Here is a 16,843-nt window from a genome sequence, read left to right on the forward strand (position 1 = left end):
AAGTCCGACGAGGGCGTCTCCTTCGGCGCGCCGGAGAAGAAGCTCGGCATCAAGGGCTCCCCGACCCGCGAGGTCTACCTCGACAACGTCCGCATTCCGGCCGACCGGATGATCGGCGCCGAGGGCACCGGCTTCGCCACCGCGATGAAGACCCTGGACCACACCCGGATCACCATCGCCGCCCAGGCCATCGGCATCGCCCAGGGCGCCCTCGACTACGCCAAGGGCTACGTCACGGAGCGCAAGCAGTTCGGCAAGCCGATCGCCGACTTCCAGGGCGTGCAGTTCATGCTCGCCGACATGGCCATGAAGCTCGAAGCCGCCCGCCAGCTCACCTACGCCGCCGCCGCCAAGTCCGAGCGTGTCGACGGCGACCTCACCTTCTTCGGCGCCGCCGCCAAGTGCTTCGCCTCCGACGTCGCCATGGAGGTCACCACCGACGCCGTCCAGCTCCTCGGCGGCTACGGCTACACCCGCGACTACCCCGTCGAGCGCATGATGCGCGACGCCAAGATCACCCAGATCTACGAAGGCACCAACCAGGTCCAGCGCATCGTCATGGCCCGCAACCTCCCGTAATCGTCTGTCACTTGAAAGGAGCCAGGCCGTGACCCTGAGGATCGCTGTCTGTGTGAAGTACGTACCCGACGCGACCGGCGACCGTGGTTTCGCCGACGACCTGACGGTCGACCGCGACGAGGTCGACGGCCTGCTGTCGGAGCTGGACGAGTACGCGGTCGAGCAGGCGCTGCGCATCTCGGAGGAGTCCGACGACGCCGAGGTCACCGTCATCACGGTCGGCCCGGACGACGCCAAGGACGCGCTGCGCAAGGCGCTGTCGATGGGCGCCGACAAGGCTGTCCACGTCAACGACGACGACATCCACGGCTCCGACGTCTTCGGCACCTCCGCGATCGTCGCCAAGGCACTGGAGAAGACCGGTTTCGACCTGGTCATCTGCGGCATGGCGTCGACCGACGGCACGATGGGCGTGCTGCCGGCGCTGCTGGCCGAGCGGCTGGACCTCCCGCAGGTCACCCTGCTCTCCGAGGTCTCCGTGGAGGACGGCCTCGTGAAGGGCCGCCGGGACGGCGACGCCGCCACCGAGCTGCTCGAGGCCCCGCTGCCGGCCGTCGTCTCGGTCACCGACCAGTCCGGCGAGGCCCGTTACCCCTCCTTCAAGGGGATCATGGCCGCCAAGAAGAAGCCGGTCGAGGAGCTGGACCTGGACGACCTCGACATCGACGCCGACGAGGTCGGTCTGGCCGGGTCCTGGACCCTGGTCGAGTCGGTCGCGGCCCGCCCCGCCCGTACCGCGGGCACGATCGTCACCGACGAGGGCGACGGCGGCAAGCAGCTCGCCGCGTTCCTGTCCGCCCAGAAGTTCATCTGACCCACCGTCACTATCGTTCAGGAGCAAGGAATCATGGCTGAGATCCTGGTTCTCGTGGACCACGCCGACGGTGCGGTCCGCAAGCCGGCGCTCGAACTGCTCACCCTGGCCCGCCGGATCGGCGAGCCGACGGCCGTCGTGCTCGGCGCCGGCGAGGCCGCGGCGTCGATCGCCGCGACCGCGGGCGAGTACGGCGCCGCCACCGTGTACGTCGCGGACGGCGCCGAGTTCGCCGAGCAGCTCGTCGTGCCGAAGGTCGACGCGCTCACCCAGATCGCGAAGGACAAGGGCGTCGCCGCCGTCCTCGTGACCTCCTCCGGCGAGGGCAAGGAGGTCGCCGCCCGCGTCGCGCTGCGCCTCGGCTCCGGTCTGATCACCGACGCCGTGGAGCTGGAGGCCGGCGACAACGGCCCCGTCGCGACCCAGTCCGTCTTCGCCGCCTCGTACCAGGTGAAGTCGGCCGTGTCGCACGGCGTCCCGGTCATCACGGTCAAGCCCAACTCCGCCGCGCCGGAGGCCGCCCCGGCCGCCGGCACGGTCGAGAACGTCACCGTCGCCTTCACGGGCAACGCGGCCAAGGTCGTCTCGCGCACCCCGCGCGTCTCCACCGGCCGTCCCGAGCTGACCGAGTCCGCGATCGTGGTCTCCGGCGGCCGTGGTGTCGGCGCGGCCGAGGGCTTCGAGGTCGTCGAGAAGCTCGCCGACTCCCTCGGCGCGGCCGTCGGCGCCTCGCGCGCCGCGGTGGACGCCGGCTGGTACCCGCACTCCAACCAGGTCGGCCAGACCGGCAAGCAGGTCTCGCCGCAGCTGTACATCGCGGCGGGCATCTCCGGTGCGATCCAGCACCGGGCCGGTATGCAGACGTCGAAGACCATCGTGGCCGTCAACAAGGACGCCGAGGCCCCGATCTTCGACCTCGTCGACTACGGCGTCGTCGGCGACCTCTTCGAGGTCCTGCCGCAGCTGACGGACGAGATCGGCGCGCGGTAGGGATCGTTCCCCCGCCGAAAGGAAGCGGCCCGGTGGCACTCTGTGCCATCGGGCCGCTTTCGTCGTGTCCGACTCGGATCCGGTCGGGACGATCTCGTCGTGTTCCGGCTCGGATCCGGTCGGGACGATCTCGTCGTGTTCCGGCTCGGATCCGGTCGGGCCGGTCCCATCCGTCCGCTCAGATCCAGCCGTCGAGCGGGACCTCCTCGCAGAGCCGGACGACCGGCTGCCCCGCCACCGCGGAGCGGGCGGAGAGCCTCACCCGGACTCCGGGGCGCACCGCGTGCAGCGGCCCGTCGACCCGGCAGCGGACCACGAAGCCCTCGGCCATGTGCACCGGCCAGAGGTCGGCGTCGGCGGCGGTGAACCCGCGGCGGACGGTGATCACGCCCTCGCCCTCGCTGCGTTCGGGCGCGAGGTCGGTCGACCCGCAGGTCGGACAGAGCAGGCGCTGGAAGGTGGTGGTCTGGCACCAGCGGCAGAGCTGGTAGTAGAGCTCGGCGTCTGCGGCCGATTCCTCGGTCCGGACGGCGGCGCTCCCGGTCCTCAGTCCCGTGGATCCGGTGTGGAACACGATGCGTTCTCCTTGCACTCGGCGGCTCAACCGTGCATGGAGCCAAGATATGGCACTGAGTGCCATCAAATAAAGACCTCAGTTCCCTCAATCGAAGATACTGAGATCCCTAAGGCGCCTCTTAGCTCTCGCCGAGGCTCGACTCCACCTCGCGCACCACGCGCCACATCGGCGTGGACCGCTTGGTGATCACCACGACGACGTCCTCGGTCTCCTCGCCCTGGACGCCACCGCCCTCGCCGCCCCCGCTCCAGGTGTCGCGGACGAACTCCAGGGCCTGGTCCACCTCGGCCAGCGGGTCGCCCTCGCCGCCCGAGCGCAGCCAGTGGCGCAGGGCGTGGTTGTGGGCGGCGACCACGGAGGCGGCGACCACGTTGGCCCGCAGGGTGCCGTCGCGGCGGTCGGCCCAGCGGGTGCGGAGGTAGTCGCCGAGCGTCTTCTCGTACCGCCAGACGACCGAAAGCTCGTACGTCCGCAGGCCCGTCACCTCGCGGGTGAGGCGGTAGCGCTGGACGGAGAAGGTCGGGTTCTCGGCGTACATCCGCATGACGAGGCGGGTGGCGTCGCAGATCCTGACCAGCGGGTCGTCGGTGTCCGCGCTCGCCGCGAGGAACTCGGTCATGTCGGCGAGGCTCTGCTCGTGGTCGGGGAAGACCACGTCCTCCTTCGACGGGAAGTACCGGAAGAAGGACCGCCGGCCGACCCCGGCGAGGGTGACGATGTCGTCGACGGTGGTCTGCTCGTACCCCCGCTCCAGGAAGAGCTGGAAGGCCGCCGCGATGAGGGAGTCCCGCATCGCGGGCTTGGCGGTGTTCGTCGACGCAGTTCCCATGGCCCGAACCTAACATCCGGCGGACGGAAACGCGGCACTTGGTGCCAGCCTCAGCTGGCACCTAGTGCTATCTCGCAGGTCCGGGGGGGTGCGACGTGTCAGCGGGCCGCCATGCGCAGGGCGCCGTCCATCCGGATCGTCTCGCCGTTGAGGTAATCGTGCTCGGCGACCATCGTGACGAGCCTGGCGTACTCCTCGGGGCGGGCGAGACGCTGCGGGAAGGTGACGCTCGCGCCGAGCCCGGCCCGGATCTCCTCGCTGAATCCGGCCATCATCGGGGTGTCGACGATCCCGGGGGCGATGGTGACGACCCGAATGCCGAACTGGGCGAGGTCGCGGGCGGCGGTGACGGTCATACCGGCGACGCCGGCCTTGGAGGCGGCGTACGCGATCTGGCCGACCTGGCCCTCGAAGGCGGCGATCGAGGCGGTGTTGACGACGAGACCGCGCTGGCCGTTCTCGTCCGGCTCCTGGTGGGCGATGGCCTCGGCGGCCAGCCGCATCACATTGAACGTCCCCAGCAGGTTGACGTTCAGGACCGTCCGGAACAGATCCAGGTCGTGCGGGCCCTTGCGGCCCAGGATGCGGGCGGAGGGGGCGATGCCCGCGCAGTTGACGGCGAGCCGCAGCTCGGCGCCGTCGGCCTCGATCCGGGCGAGGGCCTCGCGGACGGGGCCCTCCTCGGTGACGTCGGCGGCGAGCAGCGTGACGCCGTCGGGCCGGGGTCCCGCGGCGGCGACGGCCTTGTCCAGGTCCAGGCCGTAGACGGTGGCGCCGCGGGCGGCCAGGGCGGCGGCGGTGGCGGCGCCCAGGCCGGATGCGGCGCCGGTGACGAGCGCGGCGGAGCCGGCGATGTCCATGGAACTCCTCGTACGAAATGAGTCGTGGCGTCGGGCAGGTCGGGAAGGGTCAGCGGACGAGCTGGCGGCTGATGACCAGCCGCTGGATCTGGTTCGTTCCTTCGAAGATCTGCATGATCTTGGCCTCGCGCATGTAGCGCTCCGCCGGGAAATCGCGGGTGTAGCCATACCCGCCGAGGACCTGGACGGCGTCCGTGGTCACCTTCATGGCGGCGTCGGTCGCGATCAGCTTGGCGGCGCTTGCCTGGCGGCTGAAGGGGCGGCCGAGGTCGCGGCGGCGGGCCGCGTCGAGGTAGGTGGCGCGGGCGGAGTCGACGGCGGCGGCCATGTCGGCGAGCAGGAAGCCGAGGCCCTGGTGGTCGATGATCTTCCGGCCGAAGGTGGTGCGCTCGTTGGCGTATGCGACGGCGGCCTCGAGGGCGGCCTGGGCGAGGCCCGTGGCGCAGGCGGCGATCCCGAGCCGGCCCGAGTCGAGCGCGCTGAACGCGATCTGGAGGCCCTGCCCCTCGTCGCCGATGAGCCGGTCGGCGTCCAGGAGGGCGCCGTCCCAGTGGGCCGAGGTGGTGGGGACGGCCTGGAGGCCCATCTTCCGCTCGGGCTTGCCGAAGCTGAGGCCCTCGGTCTCGCCGGGGGCGAGGAAGCAGGAGATGCCGTGGCTGCCCGGCGCGGTGCGGGCGAAGAGGGCGTAGAAGCCGGCCCTGCCGCCGTGGGTGATCCATGCCTTGTTGCCGGTGACGCGGTACGCGGTGCCGTCGTCGGTGCGCTCGGCCTTGCAGGAGAGGGCGGCCGCGTCGGAGCCGGCCTGCGGCTCGGAGAGGCTGTAGCCGCCGATGGTCTCGCCGGCGAGCATCGCGGGCAGCCAGCGCTCCTTCTGCTCCGCGGTGCCGAAGGTGTGCAGCGGATGGCAGGCGAGCGTGTGGACGCTGGTGGCGACGGCGACGGCCGCCCAGCGGGCCGCAAGCTCCTCCAGGACCTGGAGGTACACCTCGTACGGCTGGCCTCCGCCGCCGAACTCCTCGGGGTACGCGAGGCCGAGCAGCCCGGCGTCGCCCAGGGTGGTGAACAGACCTTCCGGGTACGTCTCGGCGGCCTCGTGCTCGTCCACGCGGGGGGAGAGCTCCTTGTCGGCGATCTCCCGCGTGAGGGCGATGAGGTCCGCTGCCTCGGGGGTGGGAAGCAGGCGGTCGACATCCATGGCGACTCCAGTGACACTCAGCACCGCTGTAACGGTACTGCGGGCGGTACGGCAGTACCGTTGAGAGTAGCGCAGAAGGGTTCCGCCGTAACCCCCCGAACGGGGCGGCCTGCATACTGTTCGGGTGATCGAGACCTCAGCCGCCGGCGCCGCCCCCAAGCTGACGGGCCGCGGTGCGGCCCGTCGCTCCGCGCTGTTCGAGGAGCTGGTGGCCCTCCTGGTCGGCGAAGGCTTCGCCCAGCTGACCCTGGACGATCTGGCGGCCCGGCTGCGCTGCTCCAAGCGCACGCTCTACGGCCTGGCGGACAGCAAGGAGCAGCTCGTCCGGGCGGCCGTGGTCCACTTCTTCCGGCGGGCGACCACCCGGGTCGAGGCCGTGCTCGCCGCGGAGCAGGAGCCCGCGGAGCGCCTGGCCGCGTATCTGCGGGCGGTCGCGGCGGAACTGGCCCCGGTCTCCCCCCGGTTCTTCGACGACGTGGCCGCCTTCGAACCCGCCGCCGAGGTCTACGAGCGCAACACCCGCGCGGCGGCGGGCCGGGTGCAGCAGCTGATCGAGGAGGGCGTGCGCGCGGGCGCGTTCCGCGAGGTGCACGTGACCTTCGCGGCCGATGTCATCGCCTCGGTCATGGTCCGCATCCAGCGGCGGCAGGTCGCCGCGGCGACCGGGCTGGCGGACGCGGAGGCGTACGGACAGCTGGCCGAGCTGCTCCTGAACGGCCTGCGCAAGAACTGAGAACCGCCCCCGGCGCGGTCGGCCGATCGGTGCCCGGGCTAGAACTCGTCGCCGGTGTGCGGCAGTCGGGCCGTCCGCAGCGCCGTGTCGAGCGTGGCGGCCGCGCCCGGAACGTGCTCCTCGACCAGGCCGGCGGCGACCAGGTCCGTGACCCGCGTACCGCCGAGATAGCAGGCGCCCAGGTCCCGTACGCCGATGGAGAGCTCGGCCGGGTCGCCGGTCGGCTCGTACCGTGCCCCTTCCGGGGCGGCCGTCAGCCGGAAGCGGCCGGAGTTGGCGGGGAGGCGGCTGTCGTGCACCTCCAGGACCACATCCACCGGGGCGGCCCAGGAGCGGGCCGTCAGCGCCGCGCGGACGTCGACGAGTCGCACCCACAGCGCGGGGAACTGCCCCGTCACGCGCACCTGGTCGCGGTCCCCGGCGAAGAGCAGCAGCGGGTCGTCGAGCGGCCTGCCCCAGGCGCGGACGGCGCCGGTCAGGTCGATCGAGGCAAGGTAGCGCCAGAGCGCGGCCGCGGCGGCCGGGGTGTCGGCCTCCAGCTCGTCGACCCGCACCAGGCCGGGGGTGTGTGCCTCCTCGTTCTCGCCCTTGGTGCGGTAGACGGCGTATCCGGCGAGGGGGTCGCCGAGGGCGACGATCCGGGGCGGCGAGAGCTCGTCGTCCTCCTCGTCCTGGTCGGCGAGCCACTCCCCGCTCCAGCGTTCCTCGTCCCGCGCGATCCGGCCGGCCCGCAGAGCGCGCGTGGCCTCGAAGTAGGGCCCGACGGCGGCCGGCGCGTCGGCCGGTTCGATCAGACGCAGCGGGCGTTCGTCGGGGTCGATCCGCAGGGCGAGCGGGCGCCGCGAGTCGATCTCGACGGTGACGCCCTGGGTGGCGGGTCCGAAGCCGAACCGGCCGTAGATGGCGTCCTCGGAGGCCCAGAGCGCGGCGATCGGCTCGGCGCGCTCGGCGGAGCGGCGGAAGAGCTCGGCGAGCAGCGCGGAGAGCACCCCGCGGCGCCGGTGCGTGGGGGCGACGGAGACGTAGGTGAGTCCGGGGCAGGGCAGTTCGCCGCCGGGCACGGAGAGGGTGAAGCGGTGCGCGGCGACGAAGCCGACGAGGGTCTCGCCGTCGTACGCCCCGATCCGCTCGCACGGGAGGAGCAGCTCGCGGTGGTGCTTGCGCTGCTCCTCCTCGGGACGCTCGTGGAAGACGAGGTACGCGAGATCGAGGGCGCGGTCGAGATGCGCTTCGGGTACGTCACGAATGTCCATGATCCGGACCCTAACCGTCGACCGGGCCGGTACTCCAAGGGCGGGCGCGCCCCCGGTCAGGCGACGGACCCTATCCGGCCATCGGGTGCGCGCGGTCCGTCGTGGTGGATCGGGGTGTGGGCGCCGGTCAGGGAGGTGCCGGAGCCGCCACGGCGGTTGGCGACGATCTCGGCGGCGATGGACAGGGCCGTCTCCTCCGGGGTGCGGGCGCCGAGGTCGAGCCCTATCGGGGAGCGCAGACGGGCCAGTTCGAGCTCGGTGACACCGACGTCGCGCAGGCGCTTGTTGCGGTCCTCGTGGGTGCGGCGGGAGCCCATCGCGCCGACGTAGGCGACGGGAAGCTTCAGGGCCGCTTCGAGGAGCGGGACGTCGAACTTGGCGTCGTGCGTCAGCACGCACAGCACGGTCCGCCCGTCGACCTCGGTCGACTCGAGATAGCGGTGCGGCCAGTCGACGATGATCTCGTCGGCCTCCGGGAATCGCGCCGGCGTCGCGAAGACGGGCCGGGCGTCGCAGACGGTGACGTGGTAGCCGAGGAACTTGCCGACCCGGACGAGGGCGGAGGCGAAGTCTATGGCGCCGAAGACGATCATGCGGGGGGCCGGGACGGAGGACTCGACGAGGAGGGTGAGCGGCTGTCCGCAGCGGCTGCCGTCCGCGCCGATCTCGACGGTGCCGGTGCGGCCGGCGTCGAGCATCGCCACGGCTTCGCCGGCCGCGGTGCGGTCCAGCTCGGGGTGGCCGCCGAGGCCGCCCTCGTACGTACCGTCGGGGTGGACCAGGAGCGCCCGGCCCATCAGGTCGGCGGGGCCCTCGACGATCCTGGCGAGGGCCGCCGCCTCGCCCGAGACCGCGGCGGCCAGAGCGGCGGGGAAGACCCCGCCGCGGACCGGGGTGACGAGGATGTCGATGACTCCGCCGCAGGTCAGACCCACGGCGAAGGCGTCCTCGTCGCTGTATCCGAAGCGCTCGACGACGGTCTGGCCGTCTTCGAGGGCCTGTCGGCACAGGTCGTAGACCGCGCCCTCCACACATCCGCCGGACACCGAGCCGATCGCCGTACCGTCGCTGTCGACGGCGAGCGCGGCGCCCGGCTGCCGGGGTGCGCTCCCGCCGACCGCCACGACGGTGGCGACGGCGAACTCGCGTCCCTGCCCGACCCACCGGTGCAGCTCTTCGGCGATGTCCAGCATCTCGAACTCCTCGATACGTGTGTGGAGGGCGACGTTACGGGCGTCAGCCGACGCCCAGCCAGCTCTCGATCGGATGGATCGCGAAGAACACGATGAAGATCGCGGTCAGGCCCCACATGAAGGCGCCCACTTCGCGTGCCTTGCCCTGCGCCGTCTTGATGACGGCGTAGGAGATGACACCGGCCGCGACACCCGTGGTGATGGTGTAGGTGAACGGCATCAGGACCACGGTGAGGAACACCGGGATCGCGACGGAGCGGTCGCTCCAGTCGACGTGCTTGGCGTTCTGCATCATCATCGCGCCGATGACGACCAGGGCCGCGGAGGCGACCTCGGCAGGCACGATCGCGGTGATCGGGGTGAAGAAGAGGCAGGCGGCGAAGAACGCGCCCGTGACGACGGAGGACAGACCCGTACGGGCACCCTCGCCGACGCCGGTCGCCGATTCGACGAAGACCGTCTGGCCGGAGCCGCCGACGCCGCCGCCGATGACACCACCGGCACCGTCGATGAACAGCGCCTTGGAGAGGCCGGGCATACGGCCCTGCGAGTCGGCGAGCTTGGCCTCGGAGCCGACACCGATGATCGTGGCCATGGCGTCGAAGAAGCCGGCGAGCACCAGGGTGAAGATGATCATGGTGATCGTGATGTAGCCGACGTCGCCCCAGCCGCTGAAGGACACTTCGCCGATGAGCGAGAAGTCCGGCGTGGAGACGGCGCTGCCGTTGAGCTCCGGCGGGCCGGAGAACCAGGACTTGGCCGGCAGGTCGCCGACGGCGTTGACGATGGCGGCGATGACCGTGCCCGCCACGATGCCGATCAGGATGGCGCCGGGCACGTTGCGGGCCTGGAGCGCGAAGATCAGCAGCAGGGTGAAGGCGAAGATCAGGACCGGCCAGCCGGCCAGCTCACCGGCCGGGCCGAGGACCACGGGGCCGCCGCCGGGCGAGGGGTTCTCGTGGACGAAGCCGGCCTTGACGAAGCCGATCAGCGCGATGAAGAGACCGATGCCGATGGTGATCGCGTGCTTGATCGCCAGCGGGATCGCGTTCATGATCATCTCGCGGAGACCGGTCACCACCAGGAGACAGATCACCGCACCGTAGGCCACACACATGGCCATGGCCTGCGGCCAGGTCATGACGGAGATGACCTGCGAGGACAGGACGCCGGAGACGCTCAGACCGGCTGCCAGGGCGAGCGGGACCTTGCCCCAGAAGCCCATCAGCAGGGTGGTCGCGGCGGCGGCGAGGGCGGTCGCGGTGATGAGTGCGGGCTGGCTGAGGACGTTGCCGTCCACATCCTTGCCGCCGAGGATCAGGGGGTTGAGCAGGAGAATGTACGCCATCGCCATGAAGGTGGTGACGCCGCCGCGGATCTCCGTCGCGACGGTGGATCCTCTCTCCGAGATGTGAAAGTACCGGTCGAGCCAAGAGCGGCCGGCGGGGACGTTCGAGCCGGAGCCCGCGTCCTCCGAGGCGGTCTTGGGCTCCACTGACGACTGGGTCATGGGGCCTACTCCCAAGGTTCAAAGGGGCACCCGCATAAGACTGGGGAAGTCAGAAAAGCCGCGGGATTTGGGATGGTGCGTTGGCTGCACGACCCGGGGGACGGCCCGAGACGAACTTGGATGAATCAGGTCAATCTGGTGCTACTCGGTACTGCTCGATGGTGCTGGTGGTGCTGGTGTTACTCGGTGACGCTGGTGCTGCCAGTGGTATCGCTGAGCGGTGATACCGGGGGTCGCTCCGGGCGGTGCGGGCGGGAAGTGTGACGTTCCTGGGAGGCACACACCGCCCGGAGAGTCCTACAGGGTGCCGGTGAGCGCCTCGGGGCGGACCGGCGTCTTGTTGAGCTCCAGGCCCGTCGCGTTCCGGATCGCCGCGAGGACGGCCGGGGTGGACGACAGGGTCGGGGCCTCGCCGAGTCCCCGCAGGCCGTACGGCGCGTTGGGGTCGGCCAGTTCGAGTACGTCGACCGGGATGGTCGGCGTGTCGAGGATCGTCGGGATCAGGTAGTCCGTGAAGGAGGGGTTGCGCACCTTCGCGGTCTTCGGGTCCACGATGATCTCTTCCATCACCGCGACGCCCAGGCCCTGCGTGGTGCCGCCCTGGATCTGGCCGACGACGGAGAGCATGTTGAGCGCCTTGCCGACGTCCTGGGCGGTCGCGAGCTCGATGACCTTCACCAGGCCGAGCTCGGTGTCCACCTCCACCACCGCGCGGTGCGCGGCGAAGGTGTACTGGACGTGGCCGTCGCCCTGGCCGGTGACCAGGTCGAACGCGACGGTCGGGCGGTGCCGGAACTCGTGCTCCTGGTCGATGGCCTCGCCCTCGAGCACGTCCGCCAGGTCCGCGAGGACCTCGCCGCCGTCGGTGACGACCTTGCCGCTCTCCAGCAGCAGCTCGGCGGTGGCCCACGCAGGGTGGTACGAGCCGAACTTGCGGCGGCCGATCTCCAGGACGGCCTCGCGCACCTTCTCGCAGGTGTTCTTCACCGCGCCACCGGTCATGTACGTCTGCCGGGAGGCGGACGTCGAACCGGCGGAGCCGACCTGGGTGTCGGCCGGGTGGATGGTCACCTGGGTGACACCCAGCTCCGTGCGGGCGATCTGCGCGTGGACGGTGACACCGCCCTGGCCGACCTCCGCCATGGCCGTGTGGACCATCGCGACGGGCTCGCCGTTGATGACCTCAAGCCGCACGCGGGCGGTGGAGTAGTCGTCGAAGCCCTCGGAGAAGCCGACGTTCTTGATGCCGACGGCGTAGCCGACACCGCGGACGACGCCCTCGCCGTGGGTGGTGTTCGACAGACCGCCCGGAAGGGCGCGGACGTCCGCGTCCTCGCCGGCCGCGAGCCACTGCTGCTCGGGCGGCAGCGGGCGGGCCTTGACCCGGCGCAGCAGCTCGGCGACCGGGGCCGGCGAGTCCACGACCTGGCCGGTCGGCATGATCGTGCCCTGCTCCATGGCGTTGATCTGGCGCAGCTCCACCGGGTCCATGCCCAGCTTCGCCGCCAGCTTGTCCATCTGCGCCTCGTACGCGAAGCACGCCTGGACCGCGCCGAAGCCGCGCATCGCGCCACAGGGCGGGTTGTTCGTGTAGAGCGCGACCGCCTCGATCTCGACGTCGTCGACCACGTAGGGGCCGGCGCCGAGCGAGGAGGCGTTGCCGACGACGGCCGGGGAGGCCGATGCGTAGGCGCCGCCGTCGAGCACGATCCGGGCCTTGAGGTGCGTGAGCTTGCCGTCCTTGGTGGCGCCGTGCTCGTACCAGAGCTTCGCCGGGTGGCGGTGCACGTGGCCGAAGAAGGACTCGAAGCGGTTGTAGACGATCTTGACCGGCTTGCCGGTGCGGAGTGCCAGGAGGCAGGCGTGGATCTGCATCGACAGGTCCTCGCGGCCGCCGAAGGCACCGCCGACGCCGGAGAGCGTCATGCGGACCTTCTCCTCGGGCAGGCCGAGGACCGGAGCGATCTGCTTGAGGTCGGAGTGCAGCCACTGGGTGGCGACGTACAGGTCGACACCACCGTCCTCGCAGGGCACGGCGAGACCGGACTCCGGGCCGAGGAAGGCCTGGTCCTGCATGCCGAAGGTGTACTCGCCCTCGACGATCACGTCGGCCCGCTTGCGGGCCTCCTCCACGTTGCCGCGGATGATCGGCTGGCGGTGCACGATGTTCGGGTGCGGGACGTGACCGATGTGGTGGTCGTCGCGGCCCTCATGGATCAGCGGCGCGTCGGGGGCGAGGGCGGAGGCCTCGTCGGTGACGACCGGCAGTTCCCTGTACTCGATCTTGACCTTGGCGGCCGCGCGGCGCGCGGTCTCCGGGTGGTCGGCGGCGATCAGGGCCACCGGCTCGCCGTGGTGGCGTACCCGGCCGTGGGCCAGGACGGGGGTGTCCTGGATCTCCAGGCCGTAGTTCTTCATCTCGGCCGGCAGGTCGTCGTACGTGAGGACGGCGTACACACCGGACATGGCGAGCGCCTCGGAGATGTCGATGGAGACGATCTCGGCGTGCGCGACGGTCGAGCGGAGCGTCTGGCCCCAGAGCATGTCCTCGTGCCACATGTCCGAGGAGTACGCGAACTCACCGGTGACCTTGAGGGTGCCGTCCGGGCGGAGCGTGGACTCGCCGATGCCGCCCTTGGTGTGGTTCTGGGTGACGTTCGTCGGCGTGCCCGCCGGAACGGTGCGCGTGTTCTGCGCCATGGTCAGACCGCCTCTCCCTGACGGGCGGCCGCCAGGCGGACCGCGTCGAGGATCTTCTCGTAGCCCGTGCAGCGGCAGAGGTTGCCGGAGAGGGCCTCACGGATGTCCTGGTCGGACGGGTCGCTCTGGCGCTCCAGGAGCTCGTCGGCGGCGATCAGCAGACCCGGGGTGCAGAAGCCGCACTGGACGGCGCCGGCGTCGATGAACGCCTGCTGGATCGGCGAGAGTTCGACACCCTCACCGGTCTGCGAGTCGGCCGGCTTGGCCTGCCACTTCTTCGCCGAGTCGAGGCTGGTGCCGCAGCCGCCGGTGCCACAGGCACCGCCCGGGTGGGCGTCCTCGCGGTGCTGCGAGTAGTCCGCGAGCCCCTCGACGGTGACGACCTCGCGGCCCTCGACCTGACCGGCGGCCACGAGGCAGGAACAGACCGGCACGCCGTCCAGACGCACGGTGCAGGAACCGCACTCGCCCTGCTCGCAGGCGTTCTTGGAGCCGGGAAGCCCCATCCGCTCACGCAGAACGTAGAGAAGGGACTCGCCCTCCCAGACGTCGTCGGCTTCCTGCGGACGACCGTTGACCGTGAAATTGACGCGCATGGTTATGCAGCTCCCTCAAGCGAGCGGCCGGTGCCGCGGTACTGCTCCCAGGTCCAGCCGAGCTGACGGCGGGCCATGATGCCGACGGCGTGGCGGCGGTACTTGGCGGTGCCACGGACGTCGTCGATCGGGTTCGCGGCACCCGAGCACAGGTCCGCGAACTGCTTGGCGATCGACGGGGTGATGATCTTGCCGCTCTCCCAGAAACCGCCCTCCTCCAGAGCCGCGTTCAGGAAGGCCTCGGCCTCCTTGGCGCGGATCGGGGTCGGCGCGGCCGAACCGATGCCGGTGCGGACCGTGCGGGTCTCCGGGTGGAGCGCCAGGCCGAAGGCGCAGACCGCGATGACCATCGCGTTGCGGGTGCCGACCTTGGAGTACTGCTGGGGACCGTCCGCCTTCTTGATGTGGACGGTCTTGATGAGCTCGTCGGGCTGCAGCGCGTTGCGCTTCACGCCCGTGTAGAACTCGTCGATCGGGATGAACCGGTTGCCGCGCACCGACTCGACCTCGACCTCGGCACCCGCCGCGAGCAGCGCGGGGTGTGCGTCACCGGCCGGCGACGCCGTGCCCAGATTGCCGCCGACGCCACCGCGATTGCGGATCTGCGGGGAGGCCACGGTGTGCGAGGCCAGCGCGAGGCCCGGCAGCTCGGCCCGCAGGTTCTCCATGATCTGGGTGTACGCAACGGACGCGCCGAGGCGGACGTTCTCCTCGCCGACCTCCCACTCGCGGAGCAGCTCGATACGGTTCAGGTCCAGGAGGTACTCGGGTCGCCGGTGGTCGAAGTTGATCTCGACCATGACGTCGGTGCCACCCGCGATGGGCACGGCCGTGGGGTGCTCTGCCTTGGCGGCGAGCGCCTCCTCCCAGCTGGCGGGGCGAAGGAAGTCCATGGTGGCTCTCTTCTTGTGCTTCTAGTGATCGGGGGTCGGTCTACTGGGCCCGGGGATGACCGGCCCTCGACTTCGAATTCATGTTCACGTGCTGTTAACGCGATGTGTGGCCTAGTACACAAGCCCGGCTCGCTGGGGTGCAGTCACCGAAAACATGAAGGAGTTGGCTGGTGTCCCGGTTCGTCTTGTAGATTCGAACGAAAGGCGGGGCTCAGTAACCTCGCCGTTTTCCCCTGGAAACGGTGGCACCAGCCACCGACGACAACGCGACAGACGAGTGACTGACGAAAAGGAACGGCGGCGACGAGATGCGGCTGCGCGCACTGCTGGAAACCGACGCGCTGGGGCTGCGCCTGCTCGGTGGTGAGGACGAGCTGGACCGCACCGTCCGTGGCGTGATGACGACGGACCTGAAGGACCCCAGCCGGTACCTGTCCGGCGGGGAGCTGGTCCTCACCGGCCTCGCCTGGCTGCGGGAGCCGGAGGACGCCGAGCCCTTCGTCCGGATCCTGGCCTCCGCCGGGGTGGCGGCGCTGGCCGCCGGCGAGGCGGAACTCGGCGACATCCCCGACGATCTCGTACAGGCGTGTTTGCGCCATCGGCTGCCGCTCTTCGCGGTGAACGAGTCCGTTGCATTCGCGACGATCACCGAGCATGTTGTTCGACAGGTCTCCGGGGAGCGGGCCGGTGACCTGGCGGCGGTCGTGGATCGTCACAGGCGGCTGATGACCTCCGGTCCGGCGGGCGGCGGACCCGAGGTCGTCCTCGACCTCCTCGGCTCCGACCTCGACCTGCGGGCCTGGGTCCTCTCCCCCACCGGCCGCCAGATCGCGGGCGCGGGGGAGCCGCTGGACGCCGGTCTCGCGGCCACGCTGGCCGGCGAGCACCTGGCCGCCACCCGTACCGGACGGCGCGGGCCGCACCGTCTGAGCACCGCCGGCTCCACGTACTCTCTCTTCCCGATCCGCAACACCGGGCGCGGGGCCCCGCCCGCCTCCAGGGACGTACGGGAGACCGTCCTGTCCGACTGGCTGCTCGCCGTCGAGGCCGACGCGGGCGACTGGCCGGCGGCCCGGCTGGACCTGCTCCAGGGCGTCACCCAGCTCATCGCCGTCGAGCGGGACCGGCGGGACGCGGCGCGCACCGTACGGCGCCGGCTCGCGCAGGAGGTCCTGGAGCTGGTCCAGACGGGCGCCGCGCCCGCCGAGATCGCCGCCCGTCTGCGGGTGGCCGCCCCGGTGCTGCTTCCGGGCCTGGGGACCGCCCCGCACTGGCAGGTCGTCGTCGCCCGCGTGGAATGGGACACGGAGGGCGGGACGGGCGCCGTGGACACCGGTCCGGTGGCCCAGGCGCTCCTGGAGGAGATCCTCGTCGACCCCGCGACCGTGGGCGCCGACTCCGCCGATCGGATCGCCGTCGCCCACCACGGCGACGAGGCCATCGCCCTGGTCCCGCTGCCCGCCGGGCCCCTGCCGGACAGCGAGGACGAGGGCACCACCAGCATCGGGCTGCACGCCGACGCGCTGCTCGCGGCGGTACGGGACCCGCTGTCGTCCGGTCTCGCCGACGACGGCCGCCTCACCCTGGGCGTCAGCGCGGCCGTGCACTCGGCCGAGGGCCTGCGCGGCGCCCTGGAGGAGGCCCGCCACGCCCGCCGTGTCGCCGCCGCCCGCCCGGGCCGTGTGTGCGCCGCGGGCCACCACGAGCTGGCCTCCCACGTCCTGCTCCTCCCGTTCGTCCCGGACGACGTCCGCCGCGCCTTCACGGCCCGGCTGCTCGACCCGCTGCGCGACTACGACCGCCGGCACCGCGCCGAGCTGATCCCCACGCTGGAGGCCTTCCTCGACTGCGACGGCTCCTGGACCCGCTGCGCGACCCGACTCCACCTGCATGTGAACACCCTGCGCTACCGGGTGGGCCGGATCGAGCAACTGACCGGCCGCGACCTGTCGCGTCTGGAGGACAAGCTCGACTTCTTCCTGGCGCTGCGGATGTCGTAGGGCTCGGAAGGTCCGGGGTGACGGGGACCCGGTGGCCGGCGAGGTGGGCGCGCCAGCACAGATCGACGTCGTCGCGCATGAGGGGGAGCATGCGGTCGAAGCCGCCGAGCTCCTCGTAGAC

Annotated in this window: 15 protein-coding genes; 5 read left to right on the forward strand and 10 right to left on the reverse strand. The window is 71.2% G+C overall.

Annotation, left to right across the window (positions count from 1 at the left end; genetic code table 11):
• The 3 genes from ACFVZW_RS34390 to ACFVZW_RS34400 all read left to right on the forward strand — a co-directional run.
• Window positions 1-579 (forward strand): acyl-CoA dehydrogenase family protein (locus ACFVZW_RS34390; protein ID WP_384529947.1); only part of this gene is annotated, 579 nt, incomplete at its 5' end.
• 28 nt (window positions 580-607) lie between these two features.
• Complete coding sequence (locus ACFVZW_RS34395) at window positions 608-1,393, forward strand: electron transfer flavoprotein subunit beta/FixA family protein (RefSeq protein WP_384529950.1); 786 nt, start codon at window positions 608-610, stop codon at window positions 1,391-1,393.
• Between the two features lie 33 nt (window positions 1,394-1,426).
• Entirely contained in the window at window positions 1,427-2,383 is a 957-nt protein-coding gene (locus ACFVZW_RS34400) for an electron transfer flavoprotein subunit alpha/FixB family protein (RefSeq protein WP_384529953.1), read from the forward strand.
• Window positions 2,384-2,561: 178 nt separating this feature from the next.
• Here the strand turns inward: ACFVZW_RS34400 and ACFVZW_RS34405 are convergent, their stop codons facing one another.
• The 4 genes from ACFVZW_RS34405 to ACFVZW_RS34420 all read right to left on the reverse strand — a co-directional run bounded on the left by ACFVZW_RS34405 (window position 2,562) and on the right by ACFVZW_RS34420 (window position 5,844).
• Window positions 2,562-2,957, reverse strand: coding sequence for a Zn-ribbon domain-containing OB-fold protein (locus tag ACFVZW_RS34405; RefSeq protein ID WP_384529956.1), 396 nt, complete (start codon window positions 2,955-2,957; stop codon window positions 2,562-2,564).
• A gap of 121 nt (window positions 2,958-3,078) precedes the next feature.
• Window positions 3,079-3,789 carry a TetR family transcriptional regulator gene (locus ACFVZW_RS34410; protein WP_384529959.1) on the reverse strand — a complete coding sequence of 237 codons (711 nt, stop codon included), beginning with the start codon at window positions 3,787-3,789 and terminating at the stop codon, window positions 3,079-3,081.
• A gap of 98 nt (window positions 3,790-3,887) precedes the next feature.
• Window positions 3,888-4,649: an SDR family NAD(P)-dependent oxidoreductase gene (locus ACFVZW_RS34415; protein ID WP_384529962.1), complete on the reverse strand. Its 762-nt coding sequence runs from the start codon at window positions 4,647-4,649 to the stop codon at window positions 3,888-3,890.
• Between the two features lie 49 nt (window positions 4,650-4,698).
• Complete coding sequence (locus tag ACFVZW_RS34420) at window positions 4,699-5,844, reverse strand: acyl-CoA dehydrogenase family protein (protein WP_384529965.1); 1,146 nt, start codon at window positions 5,842-5,844, stop codon at window positions 4,699-4,701.
• A 124-nt stretch (window positions 5,845-5,968) separates the two neighbouring features.
• Between ACFVZW_RS34420 and ACFVZW_RS34425 the strand changes: the two genes are divergently transcribed.
• Window positions 5,969-6,577: a TetR/AcrR family transcriptional regulator gene (locus tag ACFVZW_RS34425; RefSeq protein WP_384529968.1), complete on the forward strand. Its 609-nt coding sequence runs from the start codon at window positions 5,969-5,971 to the stop codon at window positions 6,575-6,577.
• Between the two features lie 38 nt (window positions 6,578-6,615).
• On the opposite strand, the gene ACFVZW_RS34430 is transcribed toward ACFVZW_RS34425, so the two are convergent.
• The 6 genes from ACFVZW_RS34430 to ACFVZW_RS34455 all read right to left on the reverse strand — a co-directional run bounded on the left by ACFVZW_RS34430 (window position 6,616) and on the right by ACFVZW_RS34455 (window position 14,722).
• On the reverse strand, window positions 6,616-7,830 hold the full coding sequence (locus tag ACFVZW_RS34430; RefSeq protein WP_384529971.1) for a GNAT family N-acetyltransferase: 1,215 nt from the start codon (window positions 7,828-7,830) through the stop codon (window positions 6,616-6,618).
• Window positions 7,831-7,886: 56 nt separating this feature from the next.
• Window positions 7,887-9,023, reverse strand: a complete 1,137-nt coding sequence (locus ACFVZW_RS34435; RefSeq protein ID WP_384529974.1) for an XdhC family protein — start codon at window positions 9,021-9,023, stop codon at window positions 7,887-7,889.
• Window positions 9,024-9,066: 43 nt separating this feature from the next.
• Entirely contained in the window at window positions 9,067-10,533 is a 1,467-nt protein-coding gene (locus tag ACFVZW_RS34440) for an NCS2 family permease (RefSeq protein WP_384529977.1), read from the reverse strand.
• Window positions 10,534-10,830: 297 nt separating this feature from the next.
• Complete coding sequence (gene pucD, locus ACFVZW_RS34445; RefSeq protein WP_384529980.1) at window positions 10,831-13,233, reverse strand: xanthine dehydrogenase subunit D; 2,403 nt, start codon at window positions 13,231-13,233, stop codon at window positions 10,831-10,833.
• A 2-nt stretch (window positions 13,234-13,235) separates the two neighbouring features.
• On the reverse strand, window positions 13,236-13,829 hold the full coding sequence (locus ACFVZW_RS34450; protein ID WP_362017412.1) for a (2Fe-2S)-binding protein: 594 nt from the start codon (window positions 13,827-13,829) through the stop codon (window positions 13,236-13,238).
• A 2-nt stretch (window positions 13,830-13,831) separates the two neighbouring features.
• Entirely contained in the window at window positions 13,832-14,722 is an 891-nt protein-coding gene (locus tag ACFVZW_RS34455) for an FAD binding domain-containing protein (protein ID WP_384529983.1), read from the reverse strand.
• Between the two features lie 308 nt (window positions 14,723-15,030).
• Between ACFVZW_RS34455 and ACFVZW_RS34460 the strand changes: the two genes are divergently transcribed.
• Window positions 15,031-16,722 carry a PucR family transcriptional regulator gene (locus tag ACFVZW_RS34460; RefSeq protein ID WP_384529985.1) on the forward strand — a complete coding sequence of 564 codons (1,692 nt, stop codon included), beginning with the start codon at window positions 15,031-15,033 and terminating at the stop codon, window positions 16,720-16,722.
• The last annotated feature ends 121 nt before the right edge of the window (window positions 16,723-16,843 follow it).

This window comes from Streptomyces sp. NPDC059567 (genome assembly GCF_042735655.1).
Taxonomy (GTDB): Bacteria; Actinomycetota; Actinomycetes; order Streptomycetales; family Streptomycetaceae; genus Streptomyces.